The sequence below is a fragment of the Geoalkalibacter subterraneus genome (assembly GCF_000827125.1).
In the GTDB taxonomy this organism is placed as follows: Bacteria; Desulfobacterota; Desulfuromonadia; order Desulfuromonadales; family Geoalkalibacteraceae; genus Geoalkalibacter_A; species Geoalkalibacter_A subterraneus.
In genome coordinates, this window is record NZ_CP010311.1 from 2,931,128 (window position 1) to 2,945,800 (window position 14,673).

Sequence of the window (14,673 nt, forward strand, 5' to 3'; positions counted from 1 at the left end):
ATGAGGATCCTCGGCAAACCTCTCTACACCATTGGGCTGCTTGCCGTTTTCGGCCTGGGCGGTTGCCGGCTGGAGGACAGGTTTCTCTATTTCCCCGACTCTGAACTGGTCTCCACCCCCGAACAAATGGGCCTCGCTTATGAGGATGTAGAGCTGGTCTGCGAAGACGGCATCTCGCTTCATGGTTGGTTCATCCCCGGCCAAGATCATCGGCCGGTCATCCTCTTTTTTCACGGCAATGCCGGCAACATCTCGCACCGGCTCGAAAACCTCTACCAGCTGCACCACCAGCTCGGCACCCCGGTACTGATTATCAACTACCGAGGATACGGCCCCAGTGAGGGGAGTCCGGATGAGCAGGGACTTTATCTTGATGCAAAGGCTGCAAGCGCCTGGCTGACCGAGAGAGGGTATGAACCGCGGTGGCGCATCTATTTCGGCCGCTCTCTAGGAGCGGCCGTTGCCTTACAGCTCGCACTCGAGGACAAACCCGGCATGCTGGTGATGGAGAGCCCCTTTACCAGTATCAGGGCCATGGGGCGTCATCACTATCCTCTGCTTCATACCACCCTGGGCTGGCTGCTGGACGCCCGCTTCGACAATCTCACGAAGATCTCCTTGATCGACACCCCGCTGAATATCATTCATGGGCGGCGTGACCGCATAGTTCCACCGTCCATGGCGCAGGAGCTGTTCGACCAGGCTCAGGACCCCAAGCAAATTTTCTGGCTTGAGCAGGCCGGCCACAACAATACCCTGTATGCGGAGCCGAACCGGTACTGGGCGTTCTGGCAGCAAATCATGGCCGACGCCCATTCTATGCCCTCCCCCTGATTCTCGCGTCAGCATAAATTTCTCGCTTGCCAGCATTGCGTTTGTTTTCTGTTAAACTCAATGGTATTTGGTTTTCATTGGAGATGAGAGACTGGCTTTTCCAAAACCTAAGGAGGAAAAATCATGAAAAATTCTTTGTTCAGAAACGCTGTGTTGCTTGTCTGCATGACTGCGCTTGTCGCCTGCAGCAGCGAAGACCAGCAGAAGGCTTCGGCCCCTGAATCGGAGCAGATTCAGAATGCTGCGGATCAGGCGACACCGACCACCGCGGCGGATGAGGCTGTTGCTGAAGCGAAAAAGGCGGGAGAGCACATCGGCGCTGCCGCCGAAAAGAGCGTTGAAGCAACCAAAGATGCCGCCGCAACCGCTGGCGAGAAGGTGAAGGAAATGACCGAGCAGGTCAAGCAATCCACCGGCGCAATGGTCGATCAGGCGCAACAGAAAACGGCTGAGGCCGTGGACGAGGGGCGTGCCGCTCTGGATAGCGCTGTGCAGGAAGGGGCCAAAAAGACAGGTGCCATCGCAACGGAAGTGGCCGCCCCTGCAGTCCTCTCTTACGAGGCGATGAACGGCAATGTGACGTTCGACCACCCGATGCACGCGGAAGCACTCTCCTGTGCCAAGTGCCACGAAGAGATGCCGCCGCAGAAAATTGCGATCGACAAAACCATCGCCCATCAATTATGCAAAGGCTGCCATAGCGACATGGGCGCCGGCCCGACCGCCTGCAACGAGTGTCACATCAAATAATCCTTAAATTTTCCACGATCAATTCACATGACCACACTTCGCCGGAGCGCTTTAACGCTCCGGCGTTTTTTTAAATCGATGCAGGCAGACCTTCCCTCAAGGAGGGATACTGCCATTGGACGCCTAATTCGTTCACAATTTTATCGCTGTTCAAAATTCTTGATTCAGTAAAATAGTTGAGCAGAAGAGGCTTCATCACTTCCCGTGCACGCTCAAGATCAACTTCTTCCGGAACCGGGATTCCGGTTAAGCGTGCGACCTCCTTGAAAAACTTCGTCATGCTGCAGGGCTCAGCGTCACTGACGTTGAAGACCTGCCCCCCCCTGCCGGCCGCGGCCACGGCCCCCAGCGCTCGGGCCAGATCGTCGCTGTGAACGCGACTGGTGGCAGGGGCCTGATCCTCGCGCAGCAATGGATGTCCCGCCTTGAGGTGAGCAATGGGCAAACGCCCCGGACCGTAGATATTGGCGACCCGAACACGCATCACGTCCACGCCCCGTTCTTCCCCCCAGGCACAAAAGCACTGTTCGGCATCCAGTCTGCGCCTGGCACGGGCAGTCGCAGGGGAAACCGGATCTTCTTCAGTCACGGCCCTTTCACCGCAGTCGCCATAAACACCGCTCGTCCCTAGATAAATCAGACGACGAGGTGGTTTTTCAGAAAACACCGTGCAGAAATGACGGGTACGGGGATCCTGAAAACCGCCTCCCGGAGGCGGTGCCAGGTAAAAAACGGTGCTCTCTTCCACAGGGAGATCGGGAAGCATGGAAGGATCATTGAGATCTCCGACCCAGGCGTGAAATCCTTCATTCTCCAGCAATTCGGCCTTGTCGTCGGAACGCGCCAGGGCAACAACCTCCGCCCCCTGAGCGCACGCAAGGCGCCCGACCCGTCGTCCGATGTCACCACAACCGACAATAACCACCCTGTCCATAATAACCTCTGTTTAAACCAAAGACTTCATCCTACTGCGATGACCCACCCTTACGAGCGCCGCGCCAGTCGCGAACGCTCCATGCCAGCTGGCTCCACATGCCGCGTAGCAAACCGACTTCTTCCGAAGTCGGCCGTGCCCGACGAAAGAGGCTGCGCAACGGATGCAAAACCGCCTCCGGGCGGGCAGAATTGACAAAAGCAACCCGCGACAGCACAGACTCCATCTCCGCAAACATTCCGTTGACTTCCCCCTGCGAAGCCACCTCCGCCGAGCCGGTTTTTTCAAGTGCTACGCTGCGAAGCTTGAAGGCTTCATGAAGAAACACGACCACCGCCTGCGCCAGGTTGAGAGACCCCTGGGCGCCGGCAGAGGGGATGGTCACCGCGTGGGTGCACAAGTTCACCTCCGCAGTGGTCAGTCCTGCATCCTCGCGCCCGAAAACAAAGCCGGCGCGTCCCGACGGAGAAAGGCTGTCAAACAGTGCCCCCATCTCTCCCACCGGAGTCAACTCTCCCCTTAAGCGCCCTGCGCGACGGGTTGCTGCAAAGGTGATCGTCAGATCGGCAATCGCCTCTTCAAGGGAGGCCAATATCCGCGCCTGCCCGAGCAGGTCGGAGGCGAAGACGGCAAACTTGTGCGCCTCCGGATGGCAATGGGCACAGGGATTGACGAGGCGAAGCTCATGCGCGCCAAAGTTGGCCATGGCGCGACAGACCATGCCGATATTGCCCGGATGAGCAGGTTCGACCAGGATAACGACCGGTGCCGCGCCGGGATTTTCAGGGTTGGCGCTCAAAGGATCAGGCTCCCAGCAGAGTAAAGCCCGCCGGCGCAGTGAACGTACGGGTGCCGAATTCCTGGTCCAGCATCAGCAGACCTCGCCCGTCGCCATCCACCAGCTTGAGCTTTTTGCAGGCCAGGCTGAAAGTGGATTCTTCTTCTACCTGCTCGGTCACAAACCACTGCAGAAAGATCTGCGCAGCATGGTTGCTTTCATCACGGCTGAGATCCATCAGTTTATTGATCCGCTCCGTCACAAACCGCTCATGCTCGAGTGAATACTCAAAAACTTCAAGGGGAGAAGCGTATTCAACCCGGGGCGCTTCGATCTCCTGCATAATGGCCCGTCCGCCCGCTTCGCAGATGAAATTGAAGAATTTTTCGCCGTGCGTCAATTCTTCCAGCGATTGCGAGCGCATCCACACCGCAAAGCCGGGCAGATCCTCCGCCTCGAAATAAGCGGCCATCGCCTTGTAAAGATAGGCGGAAAAAAATTCATATTTCATCTGTTCGTTGAATGCATCCTGCAGAGTCTGGCTCAACATGGAACGTCCTCCCGTAAAAGGGTTTTAGAGTTGACCGGCTACAGCAACTTTGCTCCAGCGCACTGTCGGGCGAATACTCACGCGATTTATGTTTTCTACGAAAAAGGCGAACCCCCGAAGAAGTTCGCCTTTGAATCGTATCAGCAATGCTGCAGATAACTAGTCCTCGAAAACAATACGCCGCAACCCGTCCAATGCCGTATTGCCCTGGTTGATGTCATCGGTGAAGGGGTTACGGTAACTGTAGGTCATGAAGGTGCAGTCACAGTCCGACGGCAAAAAAGCATCCTGCAGGATAAAGGTTTTGCCGTCAAGCTTGCGCTTCAGCTCTACTTCTCCGGAGCTGATATCGTTGCCGAACATACTGTAACTGGAGTTGGGGCTGTCGAGAAAAACGACCTCGCTGACGGAATTCAGGGGCACTTCGATGGCGGTACCGTTGAGCCAGCCCTTGATGGTGTCTCGGTCGTCAATTCGGTAAAAGTGGATTTCCTGCCCTTCGATCGTTACGAACTTCCCCGGGCGTGTGGTTGCTCCGGAAACGACGCCCGCCAGCAGAGTGACGATGATCGCAGGCAGGGCGATAAAGCGCAGCCACGTGCAAATTTTCATTTCAAAAGTCTCCTTTATATTGTGTTGATGCAATCGCGGAAATCCAAAGAACAATGAAAATTTTTGTCCCGCGCTCGGCGCAAACACACGCTTCAGTCAAATAACGCACTTCAGCGCAAGCCGTTTTTTCAGGGGTTGAAGTATCGTGCAAATCCGGATCGCAGCCTTCTCGGACAGATGAAACCTGACGGCAGAAGAAGAGATGGATACGCCCAGCCATTAATCTTTTCTAAACGGCTCACCGCCAGCCCTATTCCTTAGCAGTTTTCAAAAAAAAATTCAATGATTTTTCCCTGTCCTGCACCCTTCAACCAGCGATCAGTTCCTCGGAATTTATCTTCAAACCCTACAGGATTTCTAGCGCACCCTGGGTGGGGTGTGCTAGCATGTGCCCATTCGGAACCCTGGGTGAAAACCGGCAGGCATGAATTGACATCAAGGTTTCTCACCCTGACCTAGAGCCAACCGCCCATTCAGCAGACAAAGTTTATTCTTCACCTGAGATAGGAACTCATTTCGACCGATGCAGATTTCTTCCGCCGTATTTCTGAAAAGTGCTCTCAAGCCGGTTCAGTACCCCGAAGCCGACCGACCCGAAATTGCTTTCGCCGGCCGCAGCAATGTGGGCAAAAGTTCCATGATCAACTGCCTGCTCAACCGTCGCGGGCTGGTACGGACATCTTCCACACCGGGACGCACCCAGATGCTCAACTTCTTCGACATCAATGAGCGCTTCCGTTTCGTCGATCTTCCTGGCTACGGCTTCGCCCGTGTCCCCATGGCGGTCAAAAAAAGCTGGGGGCCCATGATACGGGCTTACCTGGAAAGCCGTTCGACTCTGCGCGGGGTAGTTTTCATCCTGGATATCCGGCGGATTCCAAGTGAAGAAGATCTGCGCCTGCTCGACTGGCTGGAAGAATACGGCTGCCCTACCATCATGGCGGTCACCAAGGCGGACAAACTTGCGCGAAGCCGGCGTGACAGGCAAATTGAAACCATTGCCTCGACCTGCGGCCTGCCCGTCGATGCTTTTACCCTTTTTTCAGCCACCACCCGCCAGGGAAAAGACGAAATATGGGAGCGCATCGAAACGGCGCTTGAACTGCCGACTCCTTCGGCATAACAAGCTCTGCCCTGCGTTGCCATGAAGGCAGGGCATGTTATCCTGAAGCACAGGCGATGCAGATCACACTGCCCCGCCGGCTAGGCGAAATGTAGCAGGCAAAGCGAAACCTCCTCCCCCAAAACAATAAATCCGCTGAATTGCGACGACAAACCAAGATTTTAGAGGGAAACAGTTCATGAGCAGAAAAATCTATGTGGTAGGTGCAGGAGTTGAAGGACAGGAAGGCTTCAGTCGTCGAACCCTTCAACTGATCGAGAATGCCGCACTGCTGGTCGGATCACAGAGGCAACTGGATCTTTTCCCTGATTACAAGGGAGAAAAGAAAACAATCGGCGACAACCTGGCCGAGGTGATCGACCTGCTTCAGTCCTCGCGCGAAACCGTGGTGATTCTAACCTCGGGCGATCCGCTCTTTTTCAGCATTGGACGCGACCTGTTGCGGAACCTGCCCCATGATGAGATGGAATTCATCCCCAACGTCAGCTCCATCCAGTATGCCTTTGCCAAAATAAAAGAGCCATGGGACGACGCCGTGTTCGTTTCAGCGCAGGGGCGCGGCCTGCAGAAAGCCGTAGATCGCGTCGTAGCCAACGACAAGGCGGCCATTCTCACCGATCCGGTCAATACGCCGTTCGCCATTGCAACCGAAATGGTGGCGCGCGGACGCGACGGCTATGCCGCCTATCTGTGCGAAGAACTCGGCACCGCTGAGGAGCGCATTATCGACACGGACGTCAAAGGCCTGCTGGAAATTGAAGCGGCTCCCCTCAACGTCCTGATCCTCATCAAGGAATACGAAGGGGAAGGCGAGGAGCACATCCCCACCCTCGGCATTCCGGATGAGGAGTTTTCCGCCGTCAAAAAACTGATTACCCGCGAAGAAGTACGTGTCATCTCGCTGGCCAAGCTGCAGCTGCGTCACGACATGACCCTGTGGGACATCGGCGCCGGGTCAGGTTCCATCAGCGTCGAGGCCGACCACCTGCTCCCCAACGGACGGGTTTTCGCGGTAGAGCGCAACCCTCAATGCCTGCATTTTCTACGGGAAAATCTCTGCAAATTCAACACTCGCCACGTGGCGCTGGTGGAGGGAGAGGCCCCGGACTGCCTGGAAACCCTGCCCGATCCGGACCGCGTCTTCATCGGCGGGTCCGGCGGCAATCTATGGGAAATTCTTGAAACCGTCGACGGACGCCTGCCGGCCGAAGGGCGGGTGGTGGTCAACGCCGTGACCCTCGATACCCTGACCGCCGCCATCGAGTTTTTTGAGAACGCCGGCTACGAACTCGAAGTCACTACGGTCAACATCGCCCGCACCCATCCGCTGACCGACTATAAACTGTTCGAGGCTCATAATCCGGTTTTCGTGCTGAGCGCCGACAAGCTGTAGTTATATCTTTTCACTTCGCGGGTTCGCAGTTCCCAGGACAAGGGTGTTTGGCGCCAGGGATGGCGCCAATCAAACGGCCAGGGGTGGCGAAAAGTGGCCCTTGTCCTGGGAACTGCGAACCCATGCTGAAGAGTTGCCTGTAATCAGAAACCGCCGGGAGTTGCCATGTCAGGCTGGTTGATTCTAAGCGCCTTTGTCCTGAGTCTCGTACTCATCGAACCGCGCCGCATACCCCATCCAGTCATCGGCATCGGGCGCCTGGTTGAAAAGCTTGAAATAGCACTGGCAGTCCTGGAAAACAGGCGGCGGGCCGGCATTCTGCTCGTTGTTCTGACCCTTACCCTGACCGGGCTGGGCACCGCCCTGATTCTGTGGGCGGCATCCGCCATCCACCCCTTTCTGGCCGGAGTGATTGCCCTCTGGATCGCCTACACAGGGTTTGCACTGCGCTCAGTGCACAAGGAGACCGCCGAAGTGGTCGGTCTTGTGCAATCGGGGCGGGTCCAGGAGGCGCGGCGCGCCCTGTCCCTTATTGTCGGTCGCGAAACCCGCACTCTAAGTGAAGAGGAAATCATCAAAGCCTGCATTGAGTCATTGGCGGAAAATACCTCAAGCAGCCTGGTCGCGCCTCTCTTCTATCTAAGCCTAGGCGGTCCTGTGGCTCTAATGGTCTACCAAGCGGTAACAACCCTCGACAGCATGGTGGGGTACCTGACCGAGCGTTACCGCGAGCTGGGTTGGGCGGCCGCCAGATTGGACGACCTGGCCAACTGGATTCCGGCCCGCCTAACCGCGCTGCTGATGATCTCCGCAGCGTTTTCACTGGGACTTAACGGCTTTAACGCAGTGCGCATCATGCTGCGCGATGCGCGCAAGCACCGCAGCCCCAATGCCGGTTGGCCGGAGGCGGCAGCAGCGGGTGCCTTGGGAGTGCAACTGGGCGGCCCGGCGATCTATTTCGGTGAACAAACGGAAAAAGCCGTTCTCGGCGAACCGGATCGATCGGCGACCTCCGCCGAATACCACCGCATGGTCCGCCTGACCTACGTGACCGCAGCGCTGGCAGTGATCCTCGGCCTGTTACTCCATAGCTGGATCTGGGGATAATCCGCGAAACGTCTCATTCTTCCGGGGGGCCCAGGTATTGGCAGGGCACCTCGATTCGAATGATCTGGCCGCGACGCTCAATGAAAATCTGCTGCTCAAGCAGCATCGGCAGATAATCCTCCCCTTCGCAGCTCACCTCATAATGCCCACTCAAATCGAGGCCGGGGATAAAGGCAGGCACCTGGTATTCGATCTCATCTACGGTGCAGACGATCTCGCCGTGCAGGCTGCGCTCGCCGGGGTCGCGCCGATTGTTGCCGTTGTCATCACGAAAGGCCTGAATAATGAGTTTGCCGCGGTCAGTGGGCAGCTCCGGGGGGGAACCGAAAAACAGGTTAAGGAGATTGCCTCTTCCTCCGGGGCGCTCCTCGATCCTGAATTGCTCGGAAATCCCCTCCTCCTGGGCCTCAACAGCCGTTGCGGCCAGGCCAAGAATGCCGGCCAGAAAAAACCCCAAAAAAATCCGTATTGACAAAAAATGGCTCCCGGTCATTTTCCAAAAGTTGTGAATGGCTTTTGCTTCGGTCGTCATTATACCGGTTACTGCCTCGAATTGCACGACCCCTCTGGATAAATCAGCCAAAGCACCCGGCACCAGACGTCAACCAGACATCAACGCGGTTCATTTTCCATCTCCACCAGATATTTCCAGTATTTCATCGGCATGAAACTGCGCTGCCTGCGCGGGTTGAGTCGTTCGCCGATGGCAACCCGCCGAAAGAAGGTCTGCCATAAATGCTGCCAATGGCGCTCATCATCCGTGAAGACCGGGGATTCTTCCAGTTCCAGATCTGCCAGAATCCAGCCTCCACCATCATAGAGCACGCCCTTCTCCCGCCGCACATCATGAATCAACCAGCGCTCCTTCGCCAGTCGAACGGAAAAATGAGGCGCCACCAACGGCAGGATGAAATGGTCGGGCTCCATGGGAGCATAAAGAACGCCATCCTGCGTTTCTCTAAAACGCAGCAGCCAGTCCGCCTGGTACAGGCGATGCTCGCGCAGCAGCGGCGGCTCTCCAATTGCCGGCAGACGGGTGTCGAAACTGACGGGAATAAAAGCGGAGTAGTAGACCCGCTTGAGATCCATGCGCCGGTAAAGAGATTCAGACAGAGCGAGTATCTGGCGATCGTTTTCAGGGGTGGACGTTTTCGACCTTTCCCCCGGCTGCCGCTCGACGCACAGGAGGCATCGTATTTAGCGCTGTCGACAAGAATTTCGAGTTTTTTCTGCAGCGAATCGAGCATGAGTAGAACCTTTAGCTGCAATGAGGGTATCTATCCACCTCATGGGAGTTGCGACCCCATGCAGAACAGTGACACATTGAGCCTCATTATCCCAGCCGGTCATGACGGAATAAGTCACACCCCGGATTTTGTCACCCCAAGGGTTCAGTCTTCACGCAGATAAACCGCCGGCTTCTGCCCCAGTGCCTTCCAGGTCCCCAGCAACCCCAGCGCCAGGGTCAGCAGGATGCCAGTGGCCAGGGTTCCCAGCACCGAAAGGGGATGCAGGCTGAATCGCACATCCATCAGCCCTTCCAGAATCCCGTAGGCCGCCGCCCCGCCCACCAGCAGGCTGATCACCCCGGCGGCCGCGCCGAGCAGCACAAATTCACTGGCTAAAGCACCGAGAATGTCACGCCGGGTGGCGCCGCACACCTTGAAGATCACCGCATCCTGGATGCGCCGATGCTGGTCGGCCGACACCGCCCCCGCCAGCACCAGGAAGCCGCTGACCAGTGCCACCGCCGCCATGGCCCGGAACGCGGTGCCGAAACGCTCAAGGGTGCGTGACACGTTGGCCAGCACCTCCCGGACACCGATGGCGGACACATTGGGAAAACGGTCGATCACCTCGCGCAAAAGTTCCGTCTCCCGCTCCTGTGGCACATAGGCGGTCGCGATGGAGGTCTGGGGCGCCCCTTCAAGTACACCCGGGGAAAAAAGCAGGGCGAAATTGAGATTGAGAGTGGTCCAGTCCACCTCCCGCAGGCTGGCAATCTCAGCGGTAATATCGCGTCCGAGGATGTTGACCGTCAGTGTATCGCCGACACCGACCCCGAACCCTTCGGCCACATCGGCGGTCAGCGAAACCAGGGGCTCTCCCCGGTAGTCGGAAGGCCACCAGCGGCCGGCAGTCAGTTCAGTGCCGTGGGGAAGTCCCTCGGCATAACTCAGAAAACGGTCGCCGCGCACCGCCCACTGTACTTCGGGCGAGATGCGCGCCTCCTCCACCGGGGTGCCGTCGATCGCCACGATACGGCCGCGCAGTGTCGGAAATCGTTCGCTGCGCGCCAGACCGGGAAAGGCGTTCAGTGTCTCTTCAAAGGACGCCACCTGATCCGGCTGAATATCGAGAAAAAAGTAGGCGGGCGCGTCGTCGGGCACCGTATCGTCCACCAGCCGGGTGAGGCTTGCCTGCACCAGAACCACGATGACCAACGCGGTCAAACCGAGGCCAAGGGAGAAGACCGCGCTGCCCGCGGGGGAACCGGGGCGGTGAATGTTGGCCAGCGCCAGACGCAGACTCGGCGACTTCGGGCGGGGCGCATGCCGCGCGCCCAGAATGACGAGCGCTGCCAGTCCCCGGAAAATAACAAAGCAGGCCAGCGCACCGGCAATAAACCACAGGGCCAGGCGCCGGTCGGAACTGGTCGCCACCGCCAGCAGAGCCAACCCCGTGGCGAACACTCCGATAGCGACCCAGGTCCCTTTTCCCGGCGACATGCGCAGGGTGTCGACATAGCCCCGGAACAGGGCCGAAGGAGGCACGCGCCGTGCGACGCCCAACGCCTTCAGGGAAAACACCAGAGCGATCAGCAGCCCGAACAGGGCCGCGCTGAGCAGCGGACCGGGATAGAGCCCCGAACGCAACGGCAGCGGCAGGGCTTCTCCCGCCAGCTTCACGGCGATCCACGGGACGGCCGCGCCTGCCGCCAGTCCGGCAGCGGCGCCCAGAGCGCCGAGGACCAGCACCTGCAGCAGATAGGCGGTAAAAATCACCCTGCCGCCGGCGCCGACGCATTTCATGGCGGCGATATGGAACACCTTGCCGTCGAGATAACCCCTTACCGCGCCCGCTACGCCGACGCCGCCCACCAGCAGGGCGCACAACCCGACCAGGGTCAGGTTGAGGGTCATGCGCTCGATCATCATGCGCACTCGCGGCGCGGCTTCTTTCCAGGTCCGCAGACGCCAGCCAGCGTCGGGAAAGCGTTTCTGCAGCTCGCTTTTCAGCTTTTCGACATCGGCTTCGGGGGAAAGGCGCAGGCGGTAGGAATAAGTCACCAGGCTTCCAGGCTGCAGCAGACCGGTGGCATCAAGAGCCGCACGGCTCACCAGCAGCCGCGGGCCCAGAGTGAAAGCCTGTATGGAGCGATCCGGCTCATGGGTCAGCACGCCGCGGATGCGAAATCGGGCCTCGCCGAGAAGGATCTCGTCACCCACCTGCACATTAAGGCGTTCCAGCAACGCCCGTTCCACAAGGGCCCCGAACAGGCCGTCGCTGCTCTGCGCCAGCGCCGCCGACAACTCAAGCGGCGGCTCGCTGACGACCCGGCCATGCAGCGGATAAGCCTGGTCGACGGCTTTCACTTCCACCAGCAGCCGTTGGTCGACCGAGGGCGCACGCGCCATGGCCCGCAGGTCCGCCACCTGGGAAACATCGCCGGCAGCTGTAAAAAACTGCTGCTGCGCCTCGCTCATCTCGCGATGGTTGAGGCGCGCCTCAAGATCGCCGCCAAGCAGAGCCCGGGCATCGGTCAACAGTCCGGAACGGGCAGCAGCAGAAAAAGACCCCACCGCGCTGATGGCGAAAACGCCGAGAAACAGGCACGCGAGAAAGACGCCGAAACCGCGCAGCCCGCCGCGCAGTTCCCGCCGCGCGATACGCCAGGCCTGGGGCAGCAGAGGCGGAGAGTTCATGACGGACTCCTGGTGCTTTCAAGCAGGCGCCCGTCCACCATCTGCAGGCGGCGGGTGCAGCGCGCCGACAACCGCTCATCGTGGGTGACCAGAATGAGGGTGGTCCCCTGCTCAGCCTGCAGCCGGAACAGAAGATCCATCACCCTCTCGCCCGTTTCCAGGTCCAGGTTGCCGGTCGGTTCATCCGCCAGGATCAGGGACGGATTGGCAACAAAAGCCCGCGCCAGAGCCACACGCTGCTGTTCTCCCCCGGAAAGCTGGCCGGGGAAATGGTCGACGCGCTCCTGCAGCCCCACGGCAGTCAGAGCTTCAAGAGCACGCGGCTGCGCATCCTGTTCGCCGGCAAACTCCAGCGGCAAGGCCGCGTTCTCCAGTGCGGTCATGGTCGGCACCAGGTGAAAGGACTGAAAAACAATGCCGACATGCTCGCGCCGGAAGCGGGCCAGCTCATCCTCGTCAAGACCGGCAAGATCGACTCCGGCAACCCGGATACGGCCGGCCGTGGCACGCTCCAGCCCCGACACCGCCATCAGCAGGGTTGTCTTTCCCGCTCCCGAAGGTCCGACGATGCTCAGGGTCTCACCGCGCGCCACCTCCAGATCGACGCCGCGCAATATGTTGACCCGACCGCCGCCGCCGACTAAACTCAATTGCAGATCTTTCAACTCCACGATGGATTGCGACATGATGACCTTTCTTTTTCGATTTTTATTGCTGCTGTCACTGGTTGCGCCCTCTCCCACCATCAGCCATGCTGCTTCGCAGGGCGATTCCCCTCTGCATCTCCTGGTACTCGGCGACAGCCTCACTGCCGGCTACGGGCTTGCCTCTCAGCAGGCGTTTCCCGCCCGGCTCGAGCAGGCCCTGCAGGAACGAGGTTGGCCGGTCAGGGTCACCAACGCCGGCGTCTCGGGCAGCACCACATCAGGGGGACTGGCTCGCCTGGAGTGGAATCTGGCCGACAAGCCGGACCTGGTGCTGGTGGAACTTGGCGCCAACGATGCCCTGCGCGGCCTCGATCCGGCCCGCACCGAGGCGAACCTCGACGCCATCCTGACCCTGGTGAAAGACCGCGGCGCCTATCCGATTCTGGCAGGCATGAAGGCGCCGCGCAATCTCGGGCGCAATTATACCGAATCCTTCGACCGGATCTACCCGCGTCTGGCGGAAAAACATGCGGCCCCCCTCTATCCTTTTTTTCTTGAGGGAGTGGCGGGAAAGGCCGAACTCAACCTTGAGGACGGCATCCACCCCAATGAGCGCGGAGTGGATGTCATTGTGGCGGGAATCACACCCGTTGTAGAACGAGCCCTTGCCGAGGTCTGCCGTGCGCAGAACCGCGACGATTGCCGTAAAGACTGACTGCAGAAACCGGCGAGGATTCATCTCTGAGCACGGGGGGCGGAAAACGTTTGCGACAGCGGATTAAAGGGAACGCCCGCGGTATTCGATGCCGAGCAATGTGATGTCGTCTTTGATCGGTTGTGCTTTGCCGAACGTATGCAGTGCCTCGACCATCTTTTCACACACCGAATCCAGATCGCGTTTTTTCAACTCCTGCACCTTGCGAAAGAAGCGCTGTTCACCGAACAGCTCAAGGCGGCTGTTGCTGTGCTCGGTAATACCGTCGGAATAAAGATAGAGGCGATCGCCGGGCCGCATGGACACCTCCCCCTCATTGAAAGCCCCGAGGCCTTCTATTCCTATCAATCCTCCCCCCTCGTCGAGGGTTTCCAGCGAGCCGTCCGCTCTGAGCAATACCGGCGGGGGATGCCCGGCGTTGCAGTAGCGCACCCGCCCCGTTTCAATATCGATCAGCAGATAGGTGATGGTGAAGAATTTTTCGAAACGTTCGAAGGGGAATTCCTTCTCCAACGACGCCATGACCTCGGCCGGGGACGGAATGCGGTAGTAAGGATCGGTTTGGATGCGCTGCTTGACTATGCGCCCCGAATGGGGCGAGAGACTCTGGCTGACGGAAACGCTGACCATGGCCGCAGACACCCCATGCCCGCTGACATCGAACAGGTAGGCCATAAGCGTCTTTTCATCCAGGCGCATGACGTTGAAAAGGTCACCCCCGACCTGTTCGCAGGGTAGAAAACGGTAGGTAAAGCTCAGAGTGTCGACTTTCGGCAGCCGCTGAGGCAGCAGATTTTTCTGAATCTGGGCAGCGGCTCGCAGGCTTTCATTGTATTCTCGCTGTTTGCGCTGGAGCATGCCATGGGCGAGTCCCAGCTCATGCCCCAGTCGCCGGATACTGACCAGATCCCCAACGCGTGCGGCAAGCTCATCCACGTCGTTCGGATGGCGCACCACCCCCATTGCCCAGGGCAGCCGCTCGCGAATGGAGGAAGAAGGTTCTCCGGTATTGGAGATTACCAGGCAGGCCGTCTCGCGCTGACTGCAGAATTTCGCGACCTCGTCCCAATATTCACCCCGACCGTTTCCGAAGAGTGCGGCATCAAGCAGCAAAACCGCCGGCGAATCCTCCAAAGCGTCAAGCAGAGAAGCGGTATCGACACACTGCCGCACGAAGTACCCCTGTTCGCGCAGGGCCGAGCACATGGTGCGACGTTCATCGTCCCGGGTGTGGGCAAGCAGTATTTTTTCCGACATGCGGAGTCCTTGGAAATTGAATTATCCAAATACCATCATAAGCTCTT

15 protein-coding genes and 1 pseudogene are annotated in these 14,673 nt (G+C 58.7%); 6 read left to right on the plus strand and 10 right to left on the minus strand.

Annotated features, from left to right (window positions below):
* Both GSUB_RS13675 and GSUB_RS19135 read left to right on the plus strand, forming a co-directional pair.
* The gene (locus GSUB_RS13675) at nucleotides 1-834 is read left to right on the plus strand and encodes an alpha/beta hydrolase (RefSeq protein ID WP_040201303.1); all 834 of its coding nucleotides are present in this window, start codon (nucleotides 1-3) and stop codon (nucleotides 832-834) included.
* 123 nt (nucleotides 835-957) lie between these two features.
* Nucleotides 958-1,584: a cytochrome c3 family protein gene (locus GSUB_RS19135; protein ID WP_144402028.1), complete on the plus strand. Its 627-nt coding sequence runs from the start codon at nucleotides 958-960 to the stop codon at nucleotides 1,582-1,584.
* A gap of 70 nt (nucleotides 1,585-1,654) precedes the next feature.
* Here GSUB_RS19135 and GSUB_RS13685 read toward each other — a convergent pair whose 3' ends face one another.
* From GSUB_RS13685 to GSUB_RS19140, 5 genes are all read right to left on the minus strand, one after another.
* Nucleotides 1,655-2,518: an NAD-dependent epimerase/dehydratase family protein gene (locus tag GSUB_RS13685; RefSeq protein WP_040201304.1), complete on the minus strand. Its 864-nt coding sequence runs from the start codon at nucleotides 2,516-2,518 to the stop codon at nucleotides 1,655-1,657.
* A gap of 31 nt (nucleotides 2,519-2,549) precedes the next feature.
* A complete protein-coding gene (locus GSUB_RS13690) occupies nucleotides 2,550-3,317 on the minus strand; it encodes an RNA methyltransferase (protein WP_040201305.1) in 768 nt (255 codons plus the stop codon).
* A 4-nt stretch (nucleotides 3,318-3,321) separates the two neighbouring features.
* Entirely contained in the window at nucleotides 3,322-3,846 is a 525-nt protein-coding gene (locus GSUB_RS13695) for a ferritin (RefSeq protein WP_040201307.1), read from the minus strand.
* A gap of 159 nt (nucleotides 3,847-4,005) precedes the next feature.
* Nucleotides 4,006-4,458 carry a hypothetical protein gene (locus GSUB_RS13700; protein WP_040201309.1) on the minus strand — a complete coding sequence of 151 codons (453 nt, stop codon included), beginning with the start codon at nucleotides 4,456-4,458 and terminating at the stop codon, nucleotides 4,006-4,008.
* Between the two features lies 1 nt (nucleotide 4,459).
* A complete protein-coding gene (locus tag GSUB_RS19140) occupies nucleotides 4,460-4,678 on the minus strand; it encodes a hypothetical protein (protein ID WP_144402029.1) in 219 nt (72 codons plus the stop codon).
* A 303-nt stretch (nucleotides 4,679-4,981) separates the two neighbouring features.
* Between GSUB_RS19140 and yihA the strand changes: the two genes are divergently transcribed.
* From yihA to cbiB, 3 genes are all read left to right on the plus strand, one after another.
* The gene (gene yihA, locus GSUB_RS13705) at nucleotides 4,982-5,581 is read left to right on the plus strand and encodes a ribosome biogenesis GTP-binding protein YihA/YsxC (RefSeq protein ID WP_040201311.1); all 600 of its coding nucleotides are present in this window, start codon (nucleotides 4,982-4,984) and stop codon (nucleotides 5,579-5,581) included.
* 178 nt (nucleotides 5,582-5,759) lie between these two features.
* Nucleotides 5,760-6,974 (plus strand): bifunctional cobalt-precorrin-7 (C(5))-methyltransferase/cobalt-precorrin-6B (C(15))-methyltransferase, encoded by a 1,215-nt coding sequence (locus GSUB_RS13710; RefSeq protein WP_040201312.1) that lies wholly within the window; start codon nucleotides 5,760-5,762, stop codon nucleotides 6,972-6,974.
* 165 nt (nucleotides 6,975-7,139) lie between these two features.
* On the plus strand, nucleotides 7,140-8,081 hold the full coding sequence (gene cbiB / locus GSUB_RS13715; RefSeq protein WP_040201313.1) for an adenosylcobinamide-phosphate synthase CbiB: 942 nt from the start codon (nucleotides 7,140-7,142) through the stop codon (nucleotides 8,079-8,081).
* Between the two features lie 13 nt (nucleotides 8,082-8,094).
* On the opposite strand, the gene GSUB_RS13720 is transcribed toward cbiB, so the two are convergent.
* The 4 genes and pseudogenes from GSUB_RS13720 to GSUB_RS13735 all read right to left on the minus strand — a co-directional run bounded on the left by GSUB_RS13720 (nucleotide 8,095) and on the right by GSUB_RS13735 (nucleotide 12,693).
* Nucleotides 8,095-8,556 carry a hypothetical protein gene (locus tag GSUB_RS13720; protein ID WP_144402030.1) on the minus strand — a complete coding sequence of 154 codons (462 nt, stop codon included), beginning with the start codon at nucleotides 8,554-8,556 and terminating at the stop codon, nucleotides 8,095-8,097.
* A 137-nt stretch (nucleotides 8,557-8,693) separates the two neighbouring features.
* Nucleotides 8,694-9,227, minus strand: a pseudogene (locus GSUB_RS13725) (TIGR03915 family putative DNA repair protein); the annotation flags it as partial.
* Between the two features lie 245 nt (nucleotides 9,228-9,472).
* Nucleotides 9,473-12,007, minus strand: coding sequence for an ABC transporter permease (locus tag GSUB_RS13730; RefSeq protein WP_040201315.1), 2,535 nt, complete (start codon nucleotides 12,005-12,007; stop codon nucleotides 9,473-9,475).
* Nucleotides 12,004-12,693 (minus strand): ABC transporter ATP-binding protein, encoded by a 690-nt coding sequence (locus GSUB_RS13735; protein WP_040201316.1) that lies wholly within the window; start codon nucleotides 12,691-12,693, stop codon nucleotides 12,004-12,006. Before GSUB_RS13735 ends, GSUB_RS13730 begins: the two co-directional genes overlap by 4 nt.
* On the opposite strand from GSUB_RS13735, the gene GSUB_RS13740 reads away from it, so the two are divergent.
* Entirely contained in the window at nucleotides 12,692-13,369 is a 678-nt protein-coding gene (locus tag GSUB_RS13740; protein ID WP_235269838.1) for an arylesterase, read from the plus strand. The genes GSUB_RS13735 and GSUB_RS13740 overlap by 2 nt on opposite strands.
* A 63-nt stretch (nucleotides 13,370-13,432) precedes the next feature.
* Here GSUB_RS13740 and GSUB_RS13745 read toward each other — a convergent pair whose 3' ends face one another.
* Nucleotides 13,433-14,626, minus strand: a complete 1,194-nt coding sequence (locus GSUB_RS13745; protein ID WP_052464935.1) for a PP2C family protein-serine/threonine phosphatase — start codon at nucleotides 14,624-14,626, stop codon at nucleotides 13,433-13,435.
* Nucleotides 14,627-14,673 lie beyond the last annotated feature (47 nt).

Bases quoted from the DNA above. Each gene is read 5' to 3' on its own strand.
- GSUB_RS13735 (WP_040201316.1), bottom strand. From the start codon at position 12,693: ATGTCGCAATCCATCGTGGAGTTGAAAGATCTGCAATTGAGTTTAGTC.
- GSUB_RS13700 (WP_040201309.1), bottom strand. From the start codon at position 4,458: ATGAAAATTTGCACGTGGCTGCGCTTTATCGCCCTGCCTGCGATCATC.
- yihA (WP_040201311.1), top strand. From the start codon at position 4,982: ATGCAGATTTCTTCCGCCGTATTTCTGAAAAGTGCTCTCAAGCCGGTT.
- GSUB_RS13710 (WP_040201312.1), top strand. From the start codon at position 5,760: ATGAGCAGAAAAATCTATGTGGTAGGTGCAGGAGTTGAAGGACAGGAA.
- GSUB_RS19135 (WP_144402028.1), top strand. From the start codon at position 958: ATGAAAAATTCTTTGTTCAGAAACGCTGTGTTGCTTGTCTGCATGACT.
- GSUB_RS13675 (WP_040201303.1), top strand. From the start codon at position 1: ATGAGGATCCTCGGCAAACCTCTCTACACCATTGGGCTGCTTGCCGTT.
- GSUB_RS13685 (WP_040201304.1), bottom strand. From the start codon at position 2,518: ATGGACAGGGTGGTTATTGTCGGTTGTGGTGACATCGGACGACGGGTC.
- GSUB_RS13730 (WP_040201315.1), bottom strand. From the start codon at position 12,007: ATGAACTCTCCGCCTCTGCTGCCCCAGGCCTGGCGTATCGCGCGGCGG.
- cbiB (WP_040201313.1), top strand. From the start codon at position 7,140: ATGTCAGGCTGGTTGATTCTAAGCGCCTTTGTCCTGAGTCTCGTACTC.
- GSUB_RS13740 (WP_235269838.1), top strand. From the start codon at position 12,692: ATGATGACCTTTCTTTTTCGATTTTTATTGCTGCTGTCACTGGTTGCG.
- GSUB_RS19140 (WP_144402029.1), bottom strand. From the start codon at position 4,678: ATGGCTGGGCGTATCCATCTCTTCTTCTGCCGTCAGGTTTCATCTGTC.
- GSUB_RS13745 (WP_052464935.1), bottom strand. From the start codon at position 14,626: ATGTCGGAAAAAATACTGCTTGCCCACACCCGGGACGATGAACGTCGC.
- GSUB_RS13695 (WP_040201307.1), bottom strand. From the start codon at position 3,846: ATGTTGAGCCAGACTCTGCAGGATGCATTCAACGAACAGATGAAATAT.